The organism is Aporhodopirellula sallentina SM41 (assembly GCF_000346505.1).
Taxonomy (GTDB): Bacteria; Planctomycetota; Planctomycetia; order Pirellulales; family Pirellulaceae; genus Rhodopirellula; species Rhodopirellula sallentina.
Genome location: NZ_ANOH01000325.1, coordinates 1 through 25,679, shown reverse-complemented (window position 1 = coordinate 25,679; position 25,679 = coordinate 1). Strand labels below are relative to the sequence as shown.

General features: G+C 55.9%; 19 protein-coding genes and 1 pseudogene. 7 read left to right on the top strand and 13 right to left on the bottom strand.

The genetic code is table 11. The features are described from left to right. The 3 genes from RSSM_RS21540 to RSSM_RS21530 form a co-directional block, all read right to left on the bottom strand. Positions 1 to 1,501: SGNH/GDSL hydrolase family protein (locus RSSM_RS21540; RefSeq protein WP_044303230.1), on the bottom strand; the 1,501-nt coding region annotated here is incomplete at its 3' end. 368 nt (positions 1,502 to 1,869) lie between these two features. After that, complete coding sequence (locus RSSM_RS21535) at positions 1,870 to 3,369, bottom strand: cryptochrome/photolyase family protein (protein WP_008683915.1); 1,500 nt, start codon at positions 3,367 to 3,369, stop codon at positions 1,870 to 1,872. Positions 3,370 to 3,495: 126 nt separating this feature from the next. Beyond that, on the bottom strand, positions 3,496 to 4,356 hold the full coding sequence (locus RSSM_RS21530) for a 3-keto-disaccharide hydrolase (protein ID WP_008683913.1): 861 nt from the start codon (positions 4,354 to 4,356) through the stop codon (positions 3,496 to 3,498). A 209-nt stretch (positions 4,357 to 4,565) separates the two neighbouring features. On the opposite strand from RSSM_RS21530, the gene RSSM_RS21525 reads away from it, so the two are divergent. Beyond that, a complete protein-coding gene (locus RSSM_RS21525) occupies positions 4,566 to 5,942 on the top strand; it encodes an MFS transporter (RefSeq protein ID WP_008683906.1) in 1,377 nt (458 codons plus the stop codon). A 98-nt stretch (positions 5,943 to 6,040) separates the two neighbouring features. After that, complete coding sequence (locus tag RSSM_RS31860; protein ID WP_144060018.1) at positions 6,041 to 8,047, top strand: sulfatase-like hydrolase/transferase; 2,007 nt, start codon at positions 6,041 to 6,043, stop codon at positions 8,045 to 8,047. Between the two features lie 65 nt (positions 8,048 to 8,112). Here RSSM_RS31860 and RSSM_RS31855 read toward each other — a convergent pair whose 3' ends face one another. The 4 genes from RSSM_RS31855 to RSSM_RS21505 form a co-directional block, all read right to left on the bottom strand. Then, a complete protein-coding gene (locus RSSM_RS31855; RefSeq protein WP_144060017.1) occupies positions 8,113 to 12,381 on the bottom strand; it encodes a dienelactone hydrolase family protein in 4,269 nt (1,422 codons plus the stop codon). Between the two features lie 101 nt (positions 12,382 to 12,482). After that, positions 12,483 to 14,699, bottom strand: coding sequence for a glycosyl hydrolase 115 family protein (locus RSSM_RS21510; RefSeq protein ID WP_144060016.1), 2,217 nt, complete (start codon positions 14,697 to 14,699; stop codon positions 12,483 to 12,485). Between the two features lie 144 nt (positions 14,700 to 14,843). Beyond that, positions 14,844 to 15,017: a hypothetical protein gene (locus RSSM_RS33890; protein ID WP_008683896.1), complete on the bottom strand. Its 174-nt coding sequence runs from the start codon at positions 15,015 to 15,017 to the stop codon at positions 14,844 to 14,846. A gap of 92 nt (positions 15,018 to 15,109) precedes the next feature. Next, complete coding sequence (locus RSSM_RS21505) at positions 15,110 to 16,348, bottom strand: DUF1559 domain-containing protein (RefSeq protein ID WP_044303229.1); 1,239 nt, start codon at positions 16,346 to 16,348, stop codon at positions 15,110 to 15,112. A gap of 175 nt (positions 16,349 to 16,523) precedes the next feature. Here RSSM_RS21505 and RSSM_RS21500 point away from each other — a divergent pair, with 175 nt between their 5' ends. Together RSSM_RS21500 and RSSM_RS21495 are read left to right on the top strand one after the other, a co-directional pair. Beyond that, positions 16,524 to 18,521 carry a sensor histidine kinase gene (locus RSSM_RS21500; protein WP_008683889.1) on the top strand — a complete coding sequence of 666 codons (1,998 nt, stop codon included), beginning with the start codon at positions 16,524 to 16,526 and terminating at the stop codon, positions 18,519 to 18,521. After that, on the top strand, positions 18,518 to 19,195 hold the full coding sequence (locus tag RSSM_RS21495) for a response regulator (RefSeq protein ID WP_144060015.1): 678 nt from the start codon (positions 18,518 to 18,520) through the stop codon (positions 19,193 to 19,195). The genes RSSM_RS21500 and RSSM_RS21495 overlap by 4 nt, the downstream gene beginning before the upstream one ends. A gap of 215 nt (positions 19,196 to 19,410) precedes the next feature. Here RSSM_RS21495 and RSSM_RS21490 read toward each other — a convergent pair whose 3' ends face one another. The 5 genes from RSSM_RS21490 to RSSM_RS34880 form a co-directional block, all read right to left on the bottom strand. Next, complete coding sequence (locus tag RSSM_RS21490; protein WP_008683883.1) at positions 19,411 to 19,755, bottom strand: SPW repeat domain-containing protein; 345 nt, start codon at positions 19,753 to 19,755, stop codon at positions 19,411 to 19,413. Further along, positions 19,755 to 20,387 carry a vitamin K epoxide reductase family protein gene (locus RSSM_RS21485; protein WP_008683881.1) on the bottom strand — a complete coding sequence of 211 codons (633 nt, stop codon included), beginning with the start codon at positions 20,385 to 20,387 and terminating at the stop codon, positions 19,755 to 19,757. The genes RSSM_RS21490 and RSSM_RS21485 overlap by 1 nt, the downstream gene beginning before the upstream one ends. Positions 20,388 to 20,390: 3 nt before the next feature. Then, on the bottom strand, positions 20,391 to 21,446 hold the full coding sequence (locus tag RSSM_RS21480) for an NAD-dependent epimerase/dehydratase family protein (protein ID WP_008683879.1): 1,056 nt from the start codon (positions 21,444 to 21,446) through the stop codon (positions 20,391 to 20,393). A gap of 196 nt (positions 21,447 to 21,642) precedes the next feature. After that, complete coding sequence (locus tag RSSM_RS34885; protein ID WP_236621294.1) at positions 21,643 to 22,092, bottom strand: hypothetical protein; 450 nt, start codon at positions 22,090 to 22,092, stop codon at positions 21,643 to 21,645. 88 nt (positions 22,093 to 22,180) lie between these two features. Next, positions 22,181 to 22,714 carry a sodium/calcium exchanger membrane region gene (locus tag RSSM_RS34880; protein WP_008683874.1) on the bottom strand — a complete coding sequence of 178 codons (534 nt, stop codon included), beginning with the start codon at positions 22,712 to 22,714 and terminating at the stop codon, positions 22,181 to 22,183. A 62-nt stretch (positions 22,715 to 22,776) separates the two neighbouring features. On the opposite strand from RSSM_RS34880, the gene RSSM_RS21470 reads away from it, so the two are divergent. Together RSSM_RS21470 and RSSM_RS21465 are read left to right on the top strand one after the other, a co-directional pair. Then, a complete protein-coding gene (locus RSSM_RS21470) occupies positions 22,777 to 23,589 on the top strand; it encodes a ZIP family metal transporter (protein WP_044303232.1) in 813 nt (270 codons plus the stop codon). A 161-nt stretch (positions 23,590 to 23,750) separates the two neighbouring features. Continuing rightward, complete coding sequence (locus tag RSSM_RS21465) at positions 23,751 to 24,362, top strand: DedA family protein (protein WP_044303231.1); 612 nt, start codon at positions 23,751 to 23,753, stop codon at positions 24,360 to 24,362. A 25-nt stretch (positions 24,363 to 24,387) separates the two neighbouring features. On the opposite strand, the gene RSSM_RS21460 is transcribed toward RSSM_RS21465, so the two are convergent. Next, a complete protein-coding gene (locus RSSM_RS21460; protein ID WP_044303228.1) occupies positions 24,388 to 24,861 on the bottom strand; it encodes an MgtC/SapB family protein in 474 nt (157 codons plus the stop codon). A 498-nt stretch (positions 24,862 to 25,359) separates the two neighbouring features. Here RSSM_RS21460 and RSSM_RS21455 point away from each other — a divergent pair. Then, positions 25,360 to 25,679: pseudogene (locus RSSM_RS21455) on the top strand (cytochrome B); the annotation flags it as partial.

Here is a 25,679-nt window from a genome sequence, read left to right as displayed (position 1 = left end):
CGGCAAACACGGTTTCCTTGTCCGCGCGTCCGTCCCCATCGGTGTCCTCATAGATGAGGATCATATCGTTCGGTTTCGGATCGCCCGGTTTGTAGTGCGGGTAACTCGGCAGCGTTGAAACCCACAACCGGCCTCGGTTGTCGAACCGCATTTGCGCGGGGTTGCCGAGGTTCGGGAATTCTTGTTCGGAAGCGAATAACGAAACCTCGTACCCTTCCGGCAACGTGAACGTTTTCATTGCCTCTTTTTCAGCATCCAAGAAATCCGTGGTGCCGTTCTTTTCACTGAGTCGGAAGTTGGTTTCCACCGAGGAGAGCGGACGAGTGATCGAATCGTCGACTTCAATGGTCGACGATTTGCCTTGTGCGATTGCCCAGATGTTGCGATCGCGGAGAACCGTCATTTGACGGATCTTTTCGATCTCTTCGGGGTAGTTGAAGTTTCCGTAGGGAGCCCATCGTCGTCCGTACGCGTGGACGCCGTTGAGCATGCGATAATCGTTTCGCCAGAACCACGCTTTGTCTTGGACGGCTTGATACAGCAACGGTTTGGGTGACTGCGGGGCCGCATCCACACCGAACAACTCGTTAACCAACAGCGGAGCGAGTTTTTGATAGCCCGCTCGCGAGAGATGCACGCCGTTGATCGTCAACGGTTCGTTCGACTCAGAGAACCACTTCAACGTTGGAGTGAACAGATCGATGAAACCAACCTTTTTCTCTGTCGCGACGGCTTTGACCGCGTCTGCATAGGCACTCAGAATTTCGTTTCGTGCACCCGCATCCGGCAGATCGTATTCGGCCAAATCTTGGGTTGCGATCGGCGTCGCCAAAACGAGACGTGGCGGTTGGCTCACGCCGGGTCGGTAGGAACGCGACAGCGTATGATCGACGAAGGCTCGCAGTTCGTTCTTGAAGTTGTCGACACCTTCGATACCGTCGAATGATTCGTTGAAACCGAAGAACGCGACGATTGTGCTCGCCTTCACGATCGTCAGCCATTCGTCCGGCGCGGGGTAGTGTCCTTCGCCGAAGTGGCCACGAATTTCCGGTCGGAATTGGTTGGCACCGGGGAACGCCCACGGATCTTTGCGGCCGGCTTCGGGGCGGTACGCCGGAGTATGTCCGGGGTAGCCCATGTTTCGAAACGTGAGGTTCGCCTTCGGAAACTGTTCGTAGAGAGCAGTCTCGAAATAGTTAAACAGCTCCATTCTTGATGCGAGCGTGTTGCCGAGGAAGACGATTGATTCGCCCTCGCGAGGTTGAATCGGCAGCGTGGTTTGCGAGGCCTCTGTATCAACAGGAACCGGCTGCAGGTACTTCGGACGCATCCGTTTGAGCTGCTGCAGTTCCGCCTCGGTGAGGCTGGTGATCACGTCCGGGACGACTCCATCGTCGTAATTTCCGTCGTTTGCAGATAACGGTGACATCGACATGCCGACCAACACAACCGATAGAGAGACGCAGCTTTGAATACGACTGAACCGAGAAACTAATTTCATAAGCTTTCAAAGAACCTCGGAGCACTGCGTTGAGAAACGCAACGAGGTATATAGAGGTGGGAGGGGAGGTGGGAAGAATTCTAGAGTTGCGGAACGGCTTGATTTTCGGGTAGCGAAACTCGCCAAGAATTTCGGGAGGGATCGTGAATTAACGAAAGTCTTGGCGACTTTCACTACGACCTAAAACCCGAATTCCTGATCGTGACGCACCACTACGCACCGTTGTGCTTCGTCATTGTACTTCACGATGCGGCGCCCGTGATACCAACACTATGTTACTTTCCTTTCCCGAACGCAAATCCCTTTTTGAGCGAGCGGGCAAACCGAGCGATACCGAATCGTTGCGTCGACCTGTTCGCACGGGGGCTTTATTGATCGAGTTTTGCGAGAAAGCTTTCTGCGTTTTCGATATGGCGTTCCCTCTTAGCGGAATCCATCTTCTTCGCCATGCTGCACATCATCGCCCACCGTGGATTCTTGGCCAGTTCGTCGGAATGATTCCAAATCCAACGCCAATACAATCCGTCCCACGTTTCGCACCAAGGTCCTTTGGCGTAGTGGCTCATTTTTCGAACATAGGACGAGCCGGAAAAATACGGTTTGGTTGTGATCATCCCGCCCGCAGCGTCTTGGCTCATTCCGTAAACGTTGGTCACCATGACCCAGTCATAACTGTCGATGAACATTTCCATAAACCACCGGTAAACGTCATCAGGATCGATCTCGCACAGGAACATGAATCCGCCAAGGACCATCAAACGTTCGATATGGTGACAGTAGCCGGTTTTCAGGAGTCGCGCGATCGTATCATCAATCGGATCGATTCCCGTCGACGCGTCGTAGAAACAATCCGGGATCGCTTGGTGATGTTTCCAGTGGTTGGCCGTTCTCATTGACACACCCTGGTCTTCATAGGTGGCTCGCATGAATTCTCGCCACCCAATGATCTGCCGAATGAATCCCTCGACTGAGTTGATCGGGATGTCGTTCTTGCTAGCGAATTGGATAGTTCGCTCGGTGACCTCCGCGGGCGTCAACAAACCAATATTGAGTGCCGGTGTCAGAACGCTGTGCCACAACCATGACTCGCCTTCTTCGATCGCGTCTTCATACGGACCGAAGTTCTCAAACCGCTCGGAGAGAAAATGATCGAGCCATTGAGACGCCTGATCGTGCGACGTCGGGTAGTAGAGATCGTCGAGCGATCCAGGATGATTCGCAAAGGTGGTCTCGACATGTTCCTTCGCGTTGGTGTCGATCTCGTCCCGTTCGAGTTTGAGGTTTTCCGGAATCGAATTGAGAAGTTTTTTGGGGATCTTCTTGCGGTTGTCTTCGTCAAAGCTCCATTGGCCGCCGACGGGTTCGTCGTCTTCGATCAAGATGTCAAAACGTCGGCGTTGCCATTGATAGAAGTCCGCCATGTACCACCGATTCTTCCCGCCGCGGTAGGACTGGTTTTCCTCAGTCGTGTTTAGGAAACCCGGGTTGGGCAGGAAACGCAGCTCCACGCCGTGTTTTCTGCAGGCGGCATGCAAACGTTTTTCAACGAGGAAATCGGTTGGGTGCGCGACTGCGATTTCTTCGTCTTGTCGAAGCTTCTTTGCGATCTGCTCGATGACCTCATCGGTCGTTTTCGGCGAATCCGGGGCATGCTCGATGTAGTCCGCCGCGATCCCACGTTCATCGAGATTTGCGAGATACCGTTTCATCGTTGCTCGATGAAGCCACAGTTTTTGTTTGTGAAAGTACGCGGGGTGCTTGGGATCGCCGAAGAACAACGAGTGTTCCCACAACGTCACGCGTACCGGCGATTCCTCGAGTCCTGGATGTTCGTTAAAGAGTTGGTGGGGAAGAATCAGCAAATGCACGACGCGTGAGCCTTGGGCGGACGGGATATCGATCGTGAACGGTGTTCACATGTTCTGCCGGGATTGTAGGCAACGATCAAGCCAATTTCTGTGATTCGTTTGCAACCAGAATCGGACTGAATTCAATCACGGTGTTTCAGTATCGCGCAGACGCATCTGTGCTTTGATCTCCGGCGGGAAGTCTTCGATCGAACGGATCTTCATGTCCTTGTATTCGCACTCGGCGGCTTCGCTTTGGATTTGAATTTGACCGTGGGAGAGTGGTTTGCCCCGCAGTTTGAGATCTTCGAGGACCATGAGCACGACACCGTTGGCGACGTGGACCGATGTCGTTCCGATCGCATAAATCTCGAGATGGTTCCATTCGCCGTGCGGTGCGTCGGGCTCGGCACACGAGATCGCGTTGCCTTTTTCCAGGTACACGTCGCTGAGCGGATCGTATTTTCTTCCACGAATGCGAACCGCGGCGCTGGTGCCGCCTAGCGCGAACAGGTCGCCGAGGTCGGTTTCCTGCACCTGATATTCGATGCACGATTTCCAAACCTTCCAAAACGTTCCGTGTTTGCCGGTGCAGTGATAGAGGATGCCGTTGTCACGCAGCCGATCAATGCGGGGCGGCCATTTCTTGTCGCCCCAACGGAATTGCGTGCTGAAGTGGAAGTCTTGAAACTCTTCCAACGTGGTCAGCCCGCCGTAGATTTCACCGCTGATTTGCAGGACCGGTTCGCCATCGATCTCGCTAACTGAGAACACGTTTTTCACGTCCGCGTTGAGCCCCATCGGCGTTCCCTTGGTCGTGTTCTCCGATTGATAGGTTCCCTCGGGAAGCCCGGTCACGCTCGAATGTGGGATTCCCATCCAAACTTCAAAATTCGAAAGGTCTTTGTCGAGAAGAGGGCGCCACTGCTGAGCGGAACCAACGGCAGGTACGCTGAAAGTTGCGAGTAGAACGAGCAGCAGGACAACGAGGAGTTGACGGGGATACATGGGGAGAATCGCACGAAGAGGGAGGTGGGGACTTGCGACATTTTCAGGCGGCCAGACACTCCGTGAGGAATTCGCTGAATGCCGACGTGAAACGCGGATGACGATAGTTCTCGCAACCGGACTGAGCAAGCGGGAAGATCGACGTAGGTGTGAATTTACGGTGGATCGAAATGGCATTCATCTAATCATTCGGTAAGATGAGACCCCTCATGCAAACTGAAAAAACATCACCGACCGTTCGCCATCGTTGGTTGACACTCGCGACGCTCGTTTTCGCGGGCGAAGCGATCTTCTTTTTGCCGTTTGTACTTCCGCGAGTGTTTCGTCCGACTCTCTTGCAGGTGTTCGATCTAACTAACTTGCAACTCGGTTGGGCGTTTTCGGCGTACGGTGTCGTCGCGATGTTGTCGTACTTCCCCGGTGGCCCGTTGGCTGACCGGTTCGGGCCGCGGCGACTGATGTCGATTGCCTTGTTGTCGACGTCGGCCGGTGGTGTCCTGCTGGCGACGGTGCCTGCATCGCAAACGTTGATGATGCTTTATGCGTTTTGGGGGGTCACGACGGTGTTCCTTTTTTGGGCGGGGCTCATACGCGCGACGCGGCAATGGGGCGGTGCGTCTTTGCAAGGCAGCGCGTTCGGTTTGCTCGATGGGGGAAGGGGACTGGTGGCCGCGTTGATCGGTTCTCTCGCGGTGTACGGCTATTCGTTGTTGTTGCCGAGTGATCTGGAAACACTCTCATCGCAAGAACAAAGCCGCGCGTTTGCCAATGTGATATGGCTGTTCACCGGAGTAACGTTCGCGGCGGCTGTTTCGGTTTGGTTGGTATTGCCTAAGGATTCGGCGATGGATCTCAAACACGATTCTCATTCCGCCACACAGCGCGAGCTCGGGAAATGGAAACATTTCCGTTGGGACGGTGTGAGAATGGTTGCGCGAATGCCGAGTGTTTGGTTGCAGGCGATGATCGTTTTGTGTGCCTACGTTGCCTACAAGGGACTCGACGATGTTTCGTTGTACGCGAAAGAGGCCTTGGGGTTTGACAACGTGGCGGCTGCCTATTCGAGCACATTGTCGATGTGGATGCGTCCGGTAGCAGCGGTAGTTGCCGGGGTGATCGCTGATCGTGTTCGTGTCAGCACGATGACCGCAGTCAGTTTTGTTGTGCTAACGATTGGTAGTTCGGTGATCACCCTGGACCTTCTGCAACCCGGAATGTTGGTTGGGTTCTTGGTCGTGATCGCCGCGACGAGTGCCGCGGTGTTCTCTCTGCGCGGTTTGTATTTTGCGATCATGCGTGAGGGAAACGTTCCTTTTCGGCATACCGGTGCGGCGGTAGGTATCGTGTCGGCGGTCGGATACACGCCCGACGTGTTCATGGGACCGTTGATGGGTGTGTTGCTCGATCGCGGACCTGCTTCCTCGGGAGATCCGACACGCGGGCATCAATACGTGTTCGCGATTGTGGCTGGTTTCTCGATCGTGGGCTTCGTGACGACTTGGCTGTTCCGCCGCGTGAACAAAAATGCCAATGCGGTGAACCCTATCGACACCGATTGTTCTGACTCGGTTGAACACACCGTGTGATCGGTTAGGTAATATTGTCGTTCCCGGTCACGTGTCCTTCCACGGAAGGAGTCTTCGCGTGATCTGTCAATTGGTATTCATTTTCGGGCGGAACGACGATGCGGCAACCTTTACTTTCTCGATTCCTATTCGTCGTCATGGTCACGGTGACATTGCCTGGAACGATCTTGAGACCAGGCGAGGTCCGTGGCGAAGATACCGCCGCGCCTCCCAACATTGTTTTGATCATGGCCGATGATCTCGGCGTGGAGGGGCTCGGTTGCTATGGCGGGAAGAGCTACCAGACGCCCAACCTCGATCGACTCGCTGCGACCGGGATGCGTTTCGAACATGCGTACGCTCAACCGTTGTGTGCGAACACGCGTTTGCAGTTAATGACCGGTTTGCATAACCATCGGAATTGGATCAGCTTTGGGATCCTCGATCCGAACTCGCGAACGATCGGACACTACATGCGAGATGCGGGTTACGAGAGTTGCATCGCGGGCAAATGGCAACTGCAAAGTTACGATCCCGTGCACTATCCCGGTGCGGAGAAGCGACGGGGACTCGGGATGCATCCGAAAGACGCGGGCTTCGATCGCTACAGCCTCTTTCACGCGGGAGAGACGGAAGCGAAGGGCTCGCGTTACGCAGATCCGACGTGGTTGCAGGACGGTGAACTGAAGACCGAAGTTGGTAACTATGGCCCGGATGTCTGGGTGAATTACATCGACGACTTCATTCGGCAGGATCACGACAAGCCGTTCTTCGTTTACTACCCGATGGCTCTGCCGCACTGGCCGATGACGCCGACTCCTGATTCACCGTCGTGGCAAAATGTGGATGCTCGGTCGGTCACGGACACGTCTCATTTCCCGGACATGGTTCGTTACATGGACAAATGCGTCGGGAAAGTTTTGGACACACTCGATCAGGCAGGTGTCACCGACAACACGCTGGTTTTGTTCTACAGCGACAACGGGACCGACATCCGTATTCAATCTCAGACCGGCGAAGGTCCGGTCGACGGCGGAAAGGGGGCAACCACCGATGCGGGGACGCACGTGCCGCTGATCGTTCGTTGGCCCGGGAAGATTCCTGTCGGCGTGACCGACACGCTCGTCGATTCGACTGACTTCATCCCAACCCTGCTCGAGGCATCCGGCAACCCGTTGCCGTCGGAGCATGACCTCGACGGTCGCAGTTTTTTCCCGCAGTTGATCGGGGATGAGAACCCCAACGAACGGTTGTGGGTTTATTCGTTTTATGATCCGCGGCCGGGATGGGACAAGGACCGATTCGGTTTCCGTGTCTCGGCTCGCGATCAGCGATGGAAACTTTACGATGACGGGCGTTTGTTTGACATTCAGGAGGACGTCCTCGAAGAGCACCCGATCTCGCCGCACATGACATCACCGGCGACCGATGCGGTCCGCGCACGCCTGGCGAGCGTGATTGAACAGGAATCGGCGAAACGTAGGCCAACCCAGTTGGACGTGGAGCACACCGCCGATGGCGAACGATTCCTGGTGGTCGATCCGTACACCGACCCCGACCTACCGGGACGCAAAGCGACACGAGGGCATTGGACGATCGAGAACGGAACGGCTTCGGTCGCTCATGACGATGAACTCTACGCAAAATACAACAAACACGGCCCGTTGATGCTTTACGAGGTGCCGTACAACGACGCTCATTCGGTCGTCGATATTCGACCCGACGGTTGTCGCACGGTTGTTTTCACAATGGACGCTCAGAACGGTGGCCACGCATTTCGAATTCGGCTGCGCACTCGGCCCGCTGATGGAAAGTTCGGTCCGCCGAGCCAGATCGTGACCTACGGGTCGCGGAAACCAGGTGAGAAAGCACCGATGTTTGTGCTAAGCAAACGCGGTGAAGTTCCCTATCTCGTCGACCGACATTGGAACCGCATCGAAGCGTCCGTGGTCGGTGATTCGGCCGTCGTGACGATCAACGGAGAGACAGTCAGGGTCGAACATCCGCGGATCGCTCAAGCGAAACGTTCCGCCAAGATCGGGTTTTCATTCGGCCGATTCGAGATCCGTGAGTTTCGTCTGACGGCGCAGCCGTTCTTCGACACGCTGGACTACTCGCCCAAGTAAGACGGCGCCGATCCCGGTATCACGAATCACCGCACGTAACGTTGGGCGCTTCGTGGATCGTTCTACTATTTGCCCGGTTTGCTGTAGTGCTGATGTCCAGGCAGCCGTTCCGTCTTGGTATGGAAACCAAACAGGTGATGCTGCCTCTCGTCGACATCGATTGCTTCGATTCGCAGATCCGTTTGATCGATCGGTTGGCGGCTGAGCACGGCGATGTCTCCCTTTTTAAGAGGCAGCCGATGAAACCCGTCGCCTGCCTGAGCAATCTGACCCGGTGGGATGGTGACGCCGTTGATGCTCACGTGCGGGTTCGCGATCCCGGTTTTGATCAAGCAAGGAGAACCGGCGAGGCTTTCGATCGCGACAAATTCGGTGACCGAGTCGACCTTTTTGGCACTTACCAAAAACGCTCCCTGTGTTCGCAGATGATGAAACGCCACATCTTCCCATTGTTCCGGGGACCCCGGGAAAACACGGATCTTCCCTCGCCAACTTTGCAGCAGCATGTCGTGGATGCAGGTCGCAAACGAGAGCGGGCTTTCAATCACCGGATTTCCTTCGGCGTACATCGTCGTCGGAGTCACGCGGTCATGTTGGATGAAGAAATCGAGGTAGTGGTAGGCTTTCTCGGCGTCACCGAGCATCGCGTACATCGACGCCGCTCCGGTCGCGGTGTATCCGGTCACCGGCATCGCACCGACTTTGATGCCACTGTTGAACGTGACGTCGAGCCAATGATCGAGTGTCGTGCGTAGCAGTTTGCCGCCCGCCTCGGTATCAGGATCTAAGACCGCCAACGGATAAAACGCGAGCAGGTGTGAGTAGTGTCGGTGCGGTTTGTCGAATGGGACATCCGCGCCGATGCGAAGTCCATTCTCATCGATCTGAAAATCAACCAGGTTGTCCAACAGGTGCTGCCACTTCGCACGATCGGAATGGTCGAGGTTGTGTTCGTCGTCGATGTCAATCAACGTTTGGCAGGCCCATCGCATCAACGCAATTGTGAAATTGATATCGCGGCCTCGACCGCCGGGATACTCGGGGGACCAGCTGTTTTTGATGTGGATCGTACCATCGTCGGAGGCGACCGGGTTGTCGGCAAGATAGTTCAGGTAGCTGTTGACGGTGCCATGCAACAGCGGAAACAGTTTGTCTCGCATTCGTTCGCGGTCACCGGCGAACTCACAGTGCAGCCAATAATCGTGAAGGATCCAACACAGCATGTCCGGCACCGAGGATCCGAGGGAGGCATCCATGTCTTGCGGAAAGAGGGTTGCCAGTCCCGTGCTGTTTTTCCAACGATCGAGCGTGTTGTTGTAGAGGTTTTCTGCATGGCGATCGATCGAGTTGCATAGCGATTCGCCAACTGACAGGCGGTTGGCGGTCAGGTGAGTCCAGTACTGTAGTTCGACGTTGAGGTCACCCCAAACCATGGGCCAGAAGGTCTTGTGGTACCAAGGCCCCATCAGGTCCATGATCGGACCGTTGCCGCGCGTCGCCGACGCGAACTTGTACATTTGGATCCAATAGAACGCTTCCTTTTCTGGATCATCGATGCTGAGAAAGCTCAACGGATAGTATTCGTGCCACCATTTTCGATGCGTGTCGATCAGGGTGTTGTCGGCCAACAAAGCCTCGGCGGTTTGCAGGTTTTGTGTGACGACCTCACGGCTGTTTTTATCCGGGAAGCTGTGGTGAACGCTCGCAAGGAGAAATTGTTGTCCCTCTTCTTTGCCGATCGCTTTCCAACCCGTCGTGGTTTCCCCGCGGTGTTGATAGAGTTTCTGCAGGCAATAGTGGACTCCGTCCTCGACGGTTCGCGTTGGTGCGGGCGGCATCGGCAACGGGGCCTCGCGCATACGGTCCCACGTTCCTCCCTTCGGGCCGCCTCCCGCGTCGAGAGTTACGCGGACCGGAGGCATCGGCTCGTCGGGATGCCAAGTGATTTTGACTGACTCACCGTCGGCCGCGTCAGTTTCAAAATAGATCACGTCGTGATTACTGTGTGAAAAACCATGCACGCGGTACTCGCCACGATCGGTTTGGATGCTGCCGGTCAGTTCCGCGTTCCATAGTCCCAGTCGCAGGTCCATCGACTCGATGCTTCCCTCGGAGGTCAGGTCGAAATGTCCCAGAGGCAATCGGCTGCGGTAGATCCACAGGTTCTCGTTGCCATCGTGAGGAAGTCGGTGGTCGTAGTAGTCGTGTCGTCCCACGTGCAGCGAGATCACGTTCGGACGATTAGGGTCGGATTGATAGAGCAAGAAGCCGACGTTTCCGTTGCCCGTATACGGAGCGACTTCCCACCGGTGTGGGACCCGGTCCCAAATCATGTCGAACTTTTCCAAGAACGACTCGAAGTCCACGTTCAAATTTGGAACGTGAGGGGCGTTGCGTATTGAGACGGTGGAATACTTCTCCGGTGCAGCCGCTCTCCATTTCAGATTCCTCAGTTGAGGAGCCTTGCCCTGCCATCGCTCGCCGACTCTCTTTCGGTTGGCTTTGGTTTTCAGCGTTTCCTGGTAGCCGATGCGAAGCTCCGCGGTGTCCTTCCAATTGGCGAGAGTCTCGCCATCAGCGTTCTGGAAATCGGAAGGAGCGAGTTCAATCTTTTGCCATTGCTCACCCCCGGTTAGTTCGATCACGGCCGCGTACGCATCGACGCCGATAACCAAGGAGTTTCGTTGGTCGCTTTGTACCTCGATCGACAACGTCGCGTTGGTCGGGGCTGACCATTGGTCGTCGTTAATCTTGTGAGTCCGACGCGGCCAATCGGTGGGCTTGTAGCTGAACCACTCTTTTTGCCAGTCGCCGACGAACGTTTCGATCGTCAAACTCTTCTGCAAGGTCGGTTGGACGCCGGAAGATCTCAGTTCATCCGGAGAGACTGTTGACATTAACGAGGAAACGTTGAATCGATCGGTTTGATAGGTTCGGTAGTAGTAACCTGCTCCCGTCACCGGTTCAGGCAATTGGTAGGTCACGTTGGCGTACGCCCACAACGGACGGTCCGTGTCGAGCAAAGGCAGTTCTCCCGTCCACTTATCCTCACCACGTTTCGCCGGCACGTGGTGCCAGTGGCGTGTTCGAGGGTTATACCGATCGTTGATCGTCGCGTTCGGGTTGCCTTGTTGGGTGTAATAGATATCAACAGCGAGGATCAGTTGGGAGGTATCCGGAGTCACCGACAAGGAAGGGATGTGGTTATCGGTTTGCAGATTCAGACGTGTTTGCGGTGTCTGAGGCCACTGGAAACTGCCCTTGAGATGTTCATCAAACCAGAGCTGCGTGGCGACTTCGAAATCAGCCGTATCCTGGTGATTGTGATGTGGAGAACACGTGACGCGGAATTGTTCGGTAGTGATTTCTCGGACGGCCTTTTGCAAATCGTCGATACGTCCATGAAAGTCGTTCGACGGACTGAGGAAAACGATCGGGCAATCAATCCGTTTGAGATGAACGTCGTCGGCGATCGTGTCCGCGTAGAGTTGGTCGTCTTCGTCAGTCATCCGATTGCTGATTCCGCCGCACGAGGGAGCGGCGGCTTTGATACGTGGATCCGAACCGGCGGTCAGCACGGTCAACTTGCCGCCCATCGAATGCCCGTAGACGCCGAGCCGGTCGGCGTCCACTTCCGGTTGACTTTCGAGAAACGTCAACGCCCGCCGTGCCCCGAGAGTGCACAGGAACCAGGGGTTGTTTCGCGGCGACTCGACCGTGTCCAGCGTCCATTCTTCTGGCTTGACGTGGGCGAAGTTGTTCTTGGGATTGCGGCACGGTGCGTGGTAGGCATCCAAAGCTCCCCAGTCCGTCGTCACTCGGTAGTCCGGGTGATCGGTCTGCTGATTCCAAAACAACTTCACGACGTCGGAATTCACTCGGTAATCGGGGGCCGAGATTCGCCCCGCCCACGCGATCGAAATGGTTGCGTATCCTCGTTTGGCGTTGGTCAGCACTGCTCGCGAGTCCGCGTATTGGCCACCGCCGTGGATCTGCAGCAGACCGGGAAGATGGCTGGCCCCTTTCGGGTATCCGTAGACCGCCGCCATCATTGCTTTTTGATTCTTAAAGATGCCAATCCGGTAACGAAGCACCTTCATCACCACGCCATCTTCTTCCCATTCGTGAAGGACTTCGACGTCGAGCGGTTCGGCTCGAGGGTCGAAGTCGTTCCACAGTTGGTCAAACGTTTGCGGAGCGACGGAATTACCGGGTTGCGATTCGAGCGGAGGCAGGGTTTCACCGGCCGTCACACACTTGAGGCCACCCGATGCGGCGACGCACAAACTCACCAGAATAGGAAACCAAACTTTACGAAGCGATAACACGTTCATGCTCGATCGGTGGGGAAAAGGGCAGGGAGAAAGGTGGGAGAGCGTGATGCGAAATCACGCGTGGAATCGATGCGGCGGCCAGCGTCGGTTGGCAATTCAGGCTAGTGATTCGAATCACTCGCGGTGGTCTCCAGGACCTCGAGTCCGCGCCCGGAATGACGATGGAAATAGGGGAAGACCCCGTCGCCACCATCCATGTAACTCTGCGCGGATCCCCAAAATGATCCGTTATGATAACCCCGGTAGGCGCTCGTATACGGAGTCTCGTGGATCTTCGCGACAACTTCTTTGAGGAGCAACCGAGTGCGGTAAATATCCATCAGACGCACGTGCATGAACATCGTGTCCCACTTGCCGTATTCGGCCTTGTGAGCTTCATCGATGATTTTCTCGATCTCATCAATCGCGGGTGACAGGTTGTTCGCAAACGCCACCGGATCTTGCTTGGACAGATACTCACGAAACGCGTTCGTTTCGATTTCGAGCGCCCGGCACGAATGCATGTGCACGGCGACTTGATAGGTGAAGTGTGCCTGGAAGTAGTCGTTCCGATTGTCCGGAATCTCTTTCGCTAAATCCTGTGTCGATTGCCACAGCGGGGGAAAGAAATCGGACGTGTCGACTAGCACCGCGTTGGCTTGCTTGAAGTGGTTCGCAAAGTCTTTCATGGACGCGAGGTCGCGACCGGATTGAATCGTCTTTGCGTAGCGTTTGAGCAGTTCCTGTATCTGGTATTGAACCAGATGTTCGCCGCGAGCTCCGCGCCAACGATACGGGTCTGGCATCTCGGTGCGGAGATACGGAATGTCGTAGTACTGTTTGCGAAGCGAGGTGAGTTTGGGGGCGAGTTCCGGAGAGAATTCTTTGGCATACCATCGCTGGAGATAATCATCCATCGCGTCCTCGGGCGTTTGTTTGAGCGCCGGTTCCGCATCCCAAAGAAAGTCCGTGATTGCTTCGACGGACATCGCCGCGGGGCGAATTCCACTGACGTTGATGATCGCGTATTTCGTCGCACCCTTTTCGACGTATCGTTTCAGTTCGCTGTAGAATCGTGCCGGCGGAACGCCTTCGGTGGTGCGGTTTTGTGTGTTCATCATCATCATGACGTGATAATACAGACCGTCGCCTTCTTCGACGTGAACACCGCCGTCATCACGCATGAATCCGCGTCCATCGTCGGCAAACATCTTGCAAACGCCGTCGGGAATTTTCAGCAATCCGTCGTTGTAAAATCGTCCCTGTTCGTTCCACAATGCAGCAACAATGGTCGCATCAGGATCGATCTCTCGCACGATGTCGGTTTGCGTTTGCATCGCGTCGGCGATCACAACCGCTCGTCCGGCGTCACTCTTGGGAGCGGCTGGGTCGCTGTTCCAGAACGCACCGTCACTTTCACCCCGGAATCCGATGATCCACGCGACTTCTTTGTCGGCTTGAGCCGCGACGGATTTGCGCCATGCGTCGACCAAAATTTCCTTTTCCGTGATGTAGGAAAACGGAACCTTCTCGGGCCAGTGCATCATGTTCAGCCCCAGCGGTGTCACGTGATGGTGCGTGATGATCACGCCCCGTCGCTTGCACAGATCGTACACCGTCGCGTCGGGGAATGGTGCAGACTCTGGAATGATCATATTGCCTTTGCAACGAAGTAACGTTTCGAGGATCTTGTCCATCCATTCCATCGAGATGACGTTACCGCCGAGCGGATCGCGATGCATGCCGTCGTGCAGTTCCTCATCGTTGATGAACCATCCTCGATGTTCGAACGTCGGTGTTTTCGACACGACATCGAAATCGGATTCAATGGTGATCTCTCGGCGTCGCTTCGGTGCATTGTCGGTGAAGACGTACATCGGATCGACGCCGAGAACCTGTTCGCAAAACGAGTAGATCGCGTAGATCGTTCCGCGTGTATCGGAACCTACCGCCGTGATGGCTCGGTTATGCTTGACTCGTCCCTGCGTGATGCGAAATTGCTCTGCACCATCGGGCACGTCGCTTTCGAACAACGGGGCTGTGTTCTTTTGAGATCCGAACGCGATCACCGGTCCGCGCCAGGCACCTCGCGTGTCGTCGCGGAACACGACCGGAGGATACCCAAACACTTTGTACCAATCCCGCTCTGCGTTGCGGATCGCGGCTTGGATTGCTGGATTCTCGTAGTCAGCCGACATCACCACCCACGGCGTGTCGCCGTCGATCACGATCGGTTGGTTGGCCTCTTCCTGAGGGATGCTCCGCACGGCGGTGAAATGGGTTTCGCCGCATGCGTTGCCGTGGAAGAGGCATGACGTGACGACGGTCAAAACGATCATGATGGGAACGGATCCACACGCACCCGTGCATCGTTTCTTCGAGGTCAAGCCATTCCGAGTTGGGCGAGTCGACATATTTTCTACTTCCGAATAATCACGCAAAAACGCTGAAACTACTGAGAGATCCAAACACGAGCGAAGCTTCTATTCCACGTCTTCACCTGCTTCCATTTCGGCACTAGCCGAGTTCAGGTACGCGGCACGTTCTTTGGCAATGTAGTCCTCGTCCGCTTCGATGACGGTGGGTTCACCGCCTCCGCCGCAACCGACCAACGCAATGCAACTGACCATGAAGAGAATTTTGAGATAGGAGTTCATGTGGTGTCTTTCAGGAAAGGGAAAGATGCCGCCGCATCGTGGGACGCGGCGACACCGGTTGAAAATTGTCTGCTTACGCAGAACGCAACGTTCTAGAATTCAGAGTCGATCGTTTCTTTGCTGGCTCGAGTGCCAAGAGCACCCCAAAGGCCGTACGGACTCTTCGATCCTGGAGCACGAGCACCGGTTTGACCCAGTGCGACGGATCCATGATTTGGGTCGCCTGCCTCGATCGAATCGGTGATGAACTTCACCGCCCCGTCACCCATCAGAACATGGCATCCGCCTTGGTGACGGCTCGAAGGGGGACAGACACCGTCATAAGCGGAATTCGTCGTCACGCAGAGCGGCTTGTTGGGGCCGTGGATCGTATTGAAAGCACAGAGGATCATTTCCGATGCCGCCCACAGAGAACCTCGCGCAGTGTTGGACGAGTCACTCAGGCTCGCGTCGAGCCAGAACTGCGGTCGCTCGGGATCGATCATGCCGGCGTTGTTCAAGCACAGGCCGGGGTTGGCGAGCACGTTGCTCGACGTAGGACGTGTGGCACCGGCGTCGTTTTGGATCGTGCGGGTATCGTTGTCACCAAGGTCGGTCGCGATTTCGCCCATCGCGATGGTGTTGGAAAGACCATCGAGAACATCGCGGAAACGGAATTTCTGGTACTTCGCGAACATTCCGCGGTGGGCGGCACGTGCGATCTCGGCACTGCCGCTGTCGATTACGTTGATGTCGCCGGTCGTGCGGTTCCCGTACTTGTAGTTGTGCGGCGAGTCGCCGATGCAGGCGACGTAGTTGGTTCGGCCGAGTGCAGGCAATCCGACTCCCGGATCGCTCGGGCATCGGAACGTCGGGATCTCAGTCGACCACGGATCATAGTCGCGGTAGAAGTAGTGAGTCCCCGGGCCCATCGCTCGGTAGTCACCGGTTGAGTTGCGAGCCGTGGTTGCGAAAACGAGCGTGCCGTCCCCGTCAGCGTCGTAGGGGTTGGAGATCTGTTCCCACAATGCTTGTTGCTCGATGAACGGAGTCAAAGGAACCAGAGCGGACACCTTCATTCCGTTGGCACCACCGGATACCTGCCAATAGACACTGAGGTCATAGTTGGCGGTCCCGTCACCTTGCTGAGGCAATTGCCCGAACGCGGCGTGGTAGTTGTGCATTCCCAGGCCGATCTGTTTAAAGTTGTTGCTACAACTCATTCGCCGGGCTGCCTCGCGTGCTGCCTGGACGGCGGGCAACAGCAGACCCACCAACACGCCAATAATCGCGATCACGACTAGCAACTCCACCAGCGTGAAGCCGCCCCGGCGTTCAAAAGTACGTTTCATCTTCAACACCTTTCACAAATTTGAAAAATCGAAAAGTCCCACTTTGCCGCTGATGCGAGTTTGTTCGCCGCAGGTGCTCTTTTGTGGTTGGTTTCAACTCTATGCGTTGTGGTGGCGCCGCCAAATCGTGTATTCGTACGATATATAGTGTTTATTTCTCAGTCACAATATCTGGATGGAAGGCACTCTGAAGACCATTATTTCGCTCGTCGTCTGCACGGGGATGTTCGCATTCACCGTCACCAAAGAGAGGCAATCGCCCCCTCAATGGAACCGGTTTTCGTTGGCGTCGCTCGAGCAACGCTTAGTCGAGATCGATGAGAAGCTGCACACGCTGCCTTCGCTGAGTCTCCGCGGCGGTGCCGGTGCCATCGGATTCCGGTCGGTCTCGTACAGCGATGCTGCGAACCGCATTTGGGTCGAAATCCGATTGGACTCTGTTGAATTGATCGACCAAGTTGTCTTGGTGCCGACGATCTGGCGTGACGCGAAACAGGGCTTTGTTGCTGACGGTTTTCCACGTGAATTCGAGATCCAGATCGGGATGCGAGATGATCCCGAAGGCACCGTCATAGCCCGATTCGATCAGGACGACGCAATCCTGCCGCGGCTTGCACCTTTTGTCGTTGATCTTCCCAACCCCATCGCCGGCGAATGGATCCGTATCGACGCGAGCCTTTTGTCGCCGCGCGTTTGGGACGGGCGTTTTGATTTCCAGTTGTCCGAAGTGATGGTGTTCAGCGGGGAGGAGAACGTTGCCCTTCATCAGGAAGTCGTCGTTTCTCAGTCCGCATATGAGACCGTGATGTCTCTGCAGAAACAATTCCTGGTCGACGGTTTCTTGCCATACCTCATGGACGCTCCCGAAGGAAAACACAGCATCGCGTACCTATGCTCTCTCGAAAAGGGACAGCAATGTGAGTTGACGTTTGACCTCGGTACGTCTCATCCGGTCGAACGCATTCACCTGCATGGGCCGGATGTCAGCGATACCGTTCCCCAGGCACAACCGTCCGACTACGGAATCCCACGATCCGTGAAAGTGTGGGGCAGTCAGTCTCGCCAATTCGATAACGCGAAACTGCTGTGCGAACTCGAGATGCCGACGGTGTATGACGTCGCCCCGATCATCGCACGGCGTTTTCCTGTGTTTGATTGTCGCTATGTGCGGATCGTTGCATCCGGTTCCGCCCGGAGTACGATCGATCCTCATGACGATGCGAAAATCGGATTCGCGGAAATCGAACTGTTTGCCGATGGAAAAAATGTCGCACGAGATGTTGCCGTCTCCGTCAACGATGTTGGCAGTCTAGCGGGCCGGCGGCTCGTGACGATCAATGATGGCAGTAATTTTTATGGCGAGATCATGCCTACTCGGGCGTGGTTGCAGGAACTCGCCGAACGGCATGAACTCGAAAACCAACGACCGCAAATTCGCAACGAACTGCAGCAACGCTACGCACAGCAGACCGCGAACCTTCGCCGCATGACTTGGTTGGCAGTTTTCCTCGTGGTCGCGATCGGGTTTACGGTATTAATCACGCGTCTGGTTCAGATGCGGCAACTTAGCGAAATCAAAGAACGCTTCGCGGCCGATTTGCACGATGAACTCGGTGCGAACCTACACACGATCGGCTTGTTGAGCGACCTCGCCGATGACGCGAAGGAATCACCCGACGACTTGTCGCTCTTCCTGCAACGGATTCGCAGCGTTACCGAGCGAACCGGCGTCGCGATGCGGCACTGCACCGACATGCAAGACGCGAATGAGTTGTACGCCGGATTTCGAACAGACATGAGTCGCACGGCCGAGAGAATCGCGGTGAACCTGGATCATGATTTGACCGTTACCGGCGAAAACTATCTCAATCGACTGAAACCTCGTATACGGTTCGATCTGTTCTTGTTTTACAAGGAATGCCTTGTCAACATCTGCAGACACTCCGGTGCGACCCAACTCGTGACGCGTCTGGCTGCGGATGCGAAGGAAATTCGTTTAACCGTCAGCGACAACGGGCGTGGATTGAAGGACGGTGGCGTTGATTCGGTTCCTCCGTCGCTGCATCGACGTGCCCGATTGCTCGGTGCCGATATCAGTGTGGACTGTCCACCGAGCGGTGGCACATGTGTGCATCTTACCCTTCGACCTCACCGGTGGAGATTTCGTCGATGACTTCTGACAGTGCCAGTCCGAATGCGATTCGCGTGATGATTATCGAAGACCATCCGGAATACCGTGAGGTCGTCGAGATCGCGCTGCAGAGGGAAAGCGACTTTCGTCTGATCGGAACCTACGGCGCCGTCGAGGTTGCGCAGCGGAGTCTACAGAACCGCGACGATCGCAATATGCCCGACGTGATATTGTTGGATTTGAACCTCCCGGGAATTCAGGGGCTCGACGCCATCGCGGGTTTGTCGGAGATGTATCCTGGTGCGAAAATTATCGCGCTGACTCAGTCCGAAAAGGAAGCCGACGTGATCAACGCCATCTCACTCGGGGCGTCAGGCTATTTGGTGAAGTCGGCGACGGTGACACAAATCAAGAACGCGATTCGAGGTGTCGTCAAAGGCGAGGCGACGTTGGATTCACGCGTCGCGAAGTATGTACTCGATGCCATCCGCTCGTCACCGCCCGTCGAGCAGATCGACGGACACCTCACGCCGCGCGAGTTGGAAGTTCTGGAACTGCTCGCCGACGGACTGACGAAAAAGGAGATCGCGCGTGTGCTGAGTTTGAGCACGAGTACCGTGAGCACTCACGTCGTTCACGTTTTTGAAAAGCTGCAAGTGCCCAACGCACCCGCCGCAATCGCCAAAGCCTTCCGCAGCGGTCTGTTTCGTTCGTAAAATGCACGATGGCAACTCGGCATTCTCACTTAACAAAGACGCATCAAGCACCGCGAACTATCTGAAACCTCAACCGATTAGCCGACGGGCATTCGCTCCGGTTGACCCTTTCAAACCGCGGCGAATGCCGATCGTCTGATAACTTCTCAAATGGGTTCGACACGATTGAAATCCGCCGACATCGACTACGTCGTCTATGAAGACGGTCCCGCCCACTATCCCGTCGCGTCCGTCCGCCACGCTCTTGGCGGCAACGACGCGTAGTTCGGGATCAGCGCGATCATCAGTAGGAACAACCCAACCACGATATGGTTTTGGTGCGCGGGCGGCGGTGGAAGGACTGCGAAGCGCCCCCACAGCACCAAACCGATGCTGACGACCAAAATGCCCAAATGCGCGCGCCGTGTCGGATGCCAGTAAGACAATCCAGAAAGCGTCGCGATCAGTAGAGCGATTCCGAAATCACCCCACAGGATTGACGAATCCGACTGGACCGAGAAAACAAACGGACTCGCCGCGAGCCAAACTGCGGTCATGATTTCAACAACGCGTCCCCACATTATTTCACCTCTCTGGACAATAACTGTTCGGCAGCCATATCGAGCTTCTCTTGGCGGTTGCCCCAAAAAGCGTCCCACAGCAATCGCCAATCGTGATTGTCCACCCACACGATTCTCAGATAGGCGAGCGATACCCGGACCTCATCCCAAGCCCAATAAACCAGAATCAGCGAGATCGTCGCGGTGACGAGGCATAGGAAGCACCACTCCCCGACAACGAACGCCTGAAGTACCACGAGGATCACGCTCACGATCCCGAGCGGGATAACATCGATGCCGAACAAGATCACCAGCCAAGGTCGGTATTGCCACCGACGTGGCGATCCGGCGAACCCCAGTATTGCGTCGCCGAGGTACGCCAGCACGCCCAACGCGGCGTCGTGAATTCCTAGCAATCCGTACATGGATTTTGCGGTATCGGATTTCAAAACCCGGTTACTCCCGTCACCGAAAACGGGATCCCACGTGCTGTCGATCAGGTCCCATTGATAGAGCGAAAGATGAGAAGATATCAATGCCGCGACAAACGCCAGCAGGCAAATCGGAATCCGCTGGCTCCACGCCGACGGGTTGTGGCGGTACGGAGGGACTGGGCGATTGAGGTCTTCAACGGGCACACTCGCAAAACTCATGACTCACGATACCCCATTGAGTTCGTACCACTGCTCCGGATCTTCTTTCAAAAGAGCCGTCATTTTCGGCAGCGTCGTGCTGAGTGAGTGCGTCGGTTCCCATCCGAGCAGGTCTTTCGCTCGGGTGATATCCAATGCGTAGTGATCGTCCGCCATGTCGACCATGAACGGTTTGATAAACGCGTCCCCTCCTTGCACACAGTCGGTGACCGCAGCGCCGACTTTGGCGACCGGTTTGGGGACATACAGCGTTTTCCATTCGGTGCCGTGCAGTTGTTTGCCAATCAGGTTTTGCAGGGCTGAGTACGGCATCGGATCAGGTTCGCCGATCAGAATCGCGGTTTTAGGTTCGATACGATCGCAATGTTCGACCGAGCGAACAATCGCGTCGGCCGCATCGTCGAGATGCACGGCCGATTGTCCCGCTTCCTTGTCGCCCGGGAAAAAGTGACCTTGGAAATCTTTCTCGTAGATACGTTTGAGCTGTTGGACGATCGTGGGTTGTCGTCCGTAGTCGGTATAGACGCCGGAAATACGCAGGAAGACGGAATTAACGTTGGGATGTCCCTCGCGAATCAACCGCTCTGTTTTGATCTTGCTCTCGGGATACGGCCACTTGGCCTGGAACGGACTGTCTTCCCTGATCTTCTCGCCGACTTCACACGGTGCATGCACCAACATGGTGCTGGTGAAAACGAACTGTTCGCACTCAAACTCTTCGAGTTCGTTCAGCAACCGGTCCGTTCCATTGACCGTCACCGTGTCATAGAGATCGCTGTCTTCACCCGAGAAGTCATAAAACGCGGCCATGTGAACGACGCTAGCGAGCTTTCCGTCTGTGAGCGAATGCACCTTTTGCATCGCCGCCCGAACGGACGCCGAACGCGATACATCACACTCGATATCCCGAACATGGGGATGTGATTTCGGTGGTTCGGGAAGGCCCACGCGGTCAAAACCGAAGACTTCGTAGCCCGATTCCGCCAATCGCGTGCAAACAGGATGGCCGAGCATTCCGGCACTTCCGGTGACGATTACGGCGGGGCGTTTGGTACACATACTTTCTCTACAGATGCGAATGGGTTCGATGTTGTTTTGCTGTTGGCTGATTCACGCAATTGCAATGCCAACCCCCGTGGTGGAGCGTTCTTTCATCGCGAGTTGCTCGCTCGTGGGCTGGACGCTCGTGGGCTGGACGTTCGCGGTTTGGTCGCCTCGGAAACGCGTTCAATCGTCCGACGTCGCGGCCGGCACGCTATTGCAGAGTCCAGTAGATCGAAAGGCCTCCGAGGTAGGCGATCAATACCGCGAATGAGTCGACTCCCATGCCGAGTATCGTGCGGTCACGCCGCTCTAAAATTCCGCAAAGGTACAGACATGTGACGATCACACCGATCGTTCCCAGGAAAGCTGCGGACGGTTGCAACGCATCGAAGATCGGACCTTCCCGATACGCCAACTCCGCAGGCAGGAATAACGCGATTTCGAGACTGTTGGTGCCGAGAATATTTGCCGCCGCCATGCTGTAGGCACCAAACCGAACGGCGGAGTAGGTTGTGCTGACTTCGGGCAAGCTCGTTGCGAGTGCGACCAACGTCGCGCCGACAATTCCTTGACCGGTGCCTGTTTGATTTGCGATCGCTTCGCCCGATTTGGCAACAAGGTAGCCACCGATCAGGATGGCAAACGACGCAAGCGCGAACATCGCGATCAATTGCCCCGTGGAAACATTTCGAAACGCTTCGTGGTGAGCGTCTTTGAGATCGCGTGCCGATTCCGGTGGCTGGGCAACGTCACCGCGTGGTTCCCCACCGGGGATCGCCTTCGTATCGGTACATCAACCATACCGAACCAATGTAGGCAACAAAGAGAAGGATCGGCCAAACACCGATTCCCGCGACGTCATACAGTTCGCCCGTCGTGACTGCCGCCGACGCCAGCGATACCAAACCGATCAACATCATTCCTGCCATCAACAGCGATGAGTTCGGCGAGAAAAGCGTGAGCGGACGTCCACGCAGTACAAACGCATCGATGATCGCCAATACCGCAATCTGCATGACGACTCCGCCGAGCAGATTCGTTCCGGCCAATTCGCCGGCACCGGAATAGGAGGCGGTGAGCGTGGTTGCGAGTTCCGGCAGGCTCGTTGCCCCTCCGAGCAGCAGCGCACCGGCGAACGCTTGACCTAAACCCGTCCGGTCGGCAAACAAGTCGACATACTTGCTGAGTTTGGTGCCGGCGAACCAAACGAGCACCGCACCGATAACAAAGATGGCTGCATTGAGCCAAACCGAGTTGCTTTCGAATTCTGTGAGAGCAGACATGATGGGCGGCGACGCAAGTTTTGCGCCGCGTTCACGGCACGCCGTCTGCAAACGGTGCCAGCATGATCCAGTGGTTTCAAAACAGCGATCCGATCGTGCAAGCATTGCTTGCGGGAACGTTCACGTGGGCGTTGACCGCACTGGGCGCGGCGATTGTGTTTGGATTGACTCGCGTCAATCGCATGATCTTTGACGCGATGTTGGGCTTCGCCGGCGGAGTAATGCTGGCCGCGAGCTATTGGAGTTTGCTGGCTCCGTCGATCGAGGTTGCCAATGAGCTCGGCTGGCCGTCGTGGCTTCCCGCCGCGGTCGGATTCCTTTGCGGTGGAGCGTTTCTTTACGGTCTCGATCGAACCTTGCCGCACTTGCATCGCGGTCATCCCGACGATGCGGCCGAAGGTATCCAGACCGCATGGCAACGCAGCGTTCTGCTGATTCTCGCGATCACACTTCACAATATTCCTGAGGGATTGGCGGTCGGTGTGGCGTTTGGCAGCGCAGGGTCGGGCCAGGCGATCGCGAGTCTCGGCGGCGCCACTGCGCTAGCGATCGGAATCGGATTGCAAAACATTCCCGAAGGTGTTGCGGTCGCAATTCCTCTTCGCAGTGAAGGGATGAGTCGCAAGAAGGCTTGGTTGATCGGTCAGGCGTCCGCGTTGGTCGAACCGCTGGCTGCCTTCGTCGGTGCAGCGGTCGTGGTTCACATCACTCCCGTGTTGCCCTTTGCACTGAGTTTCGCTGCGGGGGCGATGGTCTATGTCGTCGTCGAAGAATTGGTGCCCGAAACGCAACAAGAAGGCAATGAGGACCTCGCCACATTGTTCCTCATGATCGGCTTCGTCGTGATGATGATTCTCGACGTTTCACTCGGGTAGCGTGTCGACCAAGTTGGTCGATTGGCGTCGTTGACGTGGCGTGTTTGTCTGATGCGAAGTCGGCGGGGTGGAACATTCTTTGCGGCGGAGTCGGTTATCACTCATGCGATCGAATTCGAGTTGGTCGCAAATCAACCAAGTCCGCAAACCAGAGAGAGCAAATGACCGATTGGATAAAGGATTTTCTCGAACAGTTCGGCGCGTTCGGAGTCGGAGTGCTGATGCTCGTTGAAAATATCTTCCCGCCGATACCGTCCGAGGTCGTGATGCCGTGGGCGGGTTATTCCGTTAGCCAGGGCCAGAATTCCTTTGTTGCCGTTTTGCTCGCTGGTAGTGTCGGATCGTTTCTTGGTGCGATGGCATGGTACTACGCCGCCCGTTGGGTTGGAAAGGATCGACTGCAACGCTGGGTGGAAGGCCATGGAGCTTGGTTGACGGTCACGCCGAGCGATCTCGATCGGGTTGATGAATGGTTCGAGAAGTGGGGTGCCGCGGCGGTATTGATTTGCCGAATGATTCCCGGTGTCCGAACGTTGATCAGCGTTCCCGCCGGTTTCGCCGATATGTCAATCGGACGCTTTTCGTTGTTCACGGCGATTGGAACCGTGATGTGGACGGCGTTGTTGGCTGGGCTCGGATGGTGGTTGGGTGATCAGTACAGCAATCTCGCAAAACCGCTCGGTTGGGTAAGCACGGCGGTTGTGGTGCTCATGTTCGGTTGGTGGATCTGGAGGCTGGTCACGCAGCACTTTGCTTCGCGACAGACGACATAACGACACCGGATCGCTGACGCGGTCATCAATCCGAACCTTTGCCGTGCCTTTCGGCGCACTTATCTTCCACCCATCCCAAAACGAACAGGGTGAACAACGTCCCTATCGTGATCGCAACCGCGAGCGGGACACGTTCGACCGCGGTGGCCACGCCGATTCCCGCGGTGAGATAGATGGTCGCCGCAGTCGTCAATCCTTCCACGCCTCGATGTTCTTCATGAACGATGGTTCCGGCGCCGAGAAAGCTGATCCCGACCACGATCGCTTGCAGGATGCGAATCGGATCGGCCTTCAATAGTTTGTCAGATTCTTCATGTTCGAACTGCCCCACGATCTCTTGGCCCAAAATCATCATCAGCGCCGAACCGGCGCAGACAAAAATGTGGGTTCGTATTCCAGCAGGTTTTCCCGCGAGTTCACGTTCCAACCCGATCACAGCACCACAAACGGTGGCGATCGCGATGATTTGCAAATTGGCGAGGTCGGCGGAGTCAAGCATCAAAGCGTTTTTCACAAACGGGCAAGAGCGAACGGAAAGCGAGACCCGGTTTGATGCAGCAACGCCGCATCCGCGTGAACAGAGTCTCAGTGTCAACGAAGTGAGATGCCTATTGGAAAACCTCGTCGATCAATCGGCCAGATGAAATCGACTCTGACGACGTTGGTGCCACTCGACCCTTAGCAAACGAGGCCAGCACCAACCGGACGGTGAGTTCTCAAATAGGTACGTAACGTTACTGCAAAACCAGTACCCGGAAGGAAGCTTTCGCCGTTGTTTGTCGGAGAGTAATCACTGTTCGCTCACGGGCATGACGTTTGCTGCGTTAACGCGATCCGCAGACTGTTCGATGAACCGAACGCGTCCGCACAAGCTCGTCCGCTACGTCCTGACTTGTCCGCTACACCCAGAATCGTCCGCAACGCCAGACTTTTCTACAACGCACCCAATTGTCTGCGACGCACCGGCAATTCTTACACTCATCGCCTTGGTCACCGCGTGATTGAAAACGTCTCCCAGTCAACGCTTGATACCGCCGGCGCGGGAGCCGATTCGATTGCGAGGCTATTCTATGTGATGGTCTTTGGCGGTGTGGCGATTTGGGTGATCGTTGTCGGTTTGTCGATCTACGCAATCGTTCGTCCCGGCAAACACAACGAGCGAGCCACGCGTTTTTTAGTGATCGGCGGAGGTGCTCTTTTCCCAACGATCGTGTTAACGGCGCTGCTGTCGTACGGGCTCGCGATGCTGCCGGAATTGCAACGCCCCGCACCGCAAGGCAGTCAAGTAATTGAGGTCGCCGGAGTGATGTGGTGGTG

Bases quoted from the DNA above. Each gene is read 5' to 3' on its own strand.
- RSSM_RS21530 (WP_008683913.1), bottom strand. From the start codon at position 4,356: ATGTATCCCCGTCAACTCCTCGTTGTCCTGCTGCTCGTTCTACTCGCA.
- RSSM_RS21525 (WP_008683906.1), top strand. From the start codon at position 4,566: ATGCAAACTGAAAAAACATCACCGACCGTTCGCCATCGTTGGTTGACA.
- RSSM_RS31860 (WP_144060018.1), top strand. From the start codon at position 6,041: ATGCGGCAACCTTTACTTTCTCGATTCCTATTCGTCGTCATGGTCACG.
- RSSM_RS31855 (WP_144060017.1), bottom strand. From the start codon at position 12,381: ATGAACGTGTTATCGCTTCGTAAAGTTTGGTTTCCTATTCTGGTGAGT.
- RSSM_RS21510 (WP_144060016.1), bottom strand. From the start codon at position 14,699: ATGATCGTTTTGACCGTCGTCACGTCATGCCTCTTCCACGGCAACGCA.
- RSSM_RS33890 (WP_008683896.1), bottom strand. From the start codon at position 15,017: ATGAACTCCTATCTCAAAATTCTCTTCATGGTCAGTTGCATTGCGTTG.
- RSSM_RS21505 (WP_044303229.1), bottom strand. From the start codon at position 16,348: ATGAAACGTACTTTTGAACGCCGGGGCGGCTTCACGCTGGTGGAGTTG.
- RSSM_RS21500 (WP_008683889.1), top strand. From the start codon at position 16,524: ATGGAAGGCACTCTGAAGACCATTATTTCGCTCGTCGTCTGCACGGGG.
- RSSM_RS21495 (WP_144060015.1), top strand. From the start codon at position 18,518: ATGACTTCTGACAGTGCCAGTCCGAATGCGATTCGCGTGATGATTATC.
- RSSM_RS21490 (WP_008683883.1), bottom strand. From the start codon at position 19,755: ATGTGGGGACGCGTTGTTGAAATCATGACCGCAGTTTGGCTCGCGGCG.
- RSSM_RS21485 (WP_008683881.1), bottom strand. From the start codon at position 20,387: ATGAGTTTTGCGAGTGTGCCCGTTGAAGACCTCAATCGCCCAGTCCCT.
- RSSM_RS21480 (WP_008683879.1), bottom strand. From the start codon at position 21,446: ATGTGTACCAAACGCCCCGCCGTAATCGTCACCGGAAGTGCCGGAATG.
- RSSM_RS34885 (WP_236621294.1), bottom strand. From the start codon at position 22,092: ATGTTCGCGCTTGCGTCGTTTGCCATCCTGATCGGTGGCTACCTTGTT.
- RSSM_RS34880 (WP_008683874.1), bottom strand. From the start codon at position 22,714: ATGTCTGCTCTCACAGAATTCGAAAGCAACTCGGTTTGGCTCAATGCA.
- RSSM_RS21470 (WP_044303232.1), top strand. From the start codon at position 22,777: ATGATCCAGTGGTTTCAAAACAGCGATCCGATCGTGCAAGCATTGCTT.
- RSSM_RS21465 (WP_044303231.1), top strand. From the start codon at position 23,751: ATGACCGATTGGATAAAGGATTTTCTCGAACAGTTCGGCGCGTTCGGA.
- RSSM_RS21460 (WP_044303228.1), bottom strand. From the start codon at position 24,861: ATGCTTGACTCCGCCGACCTCGCCAATTTGCAAATCATCGCGATCGCC.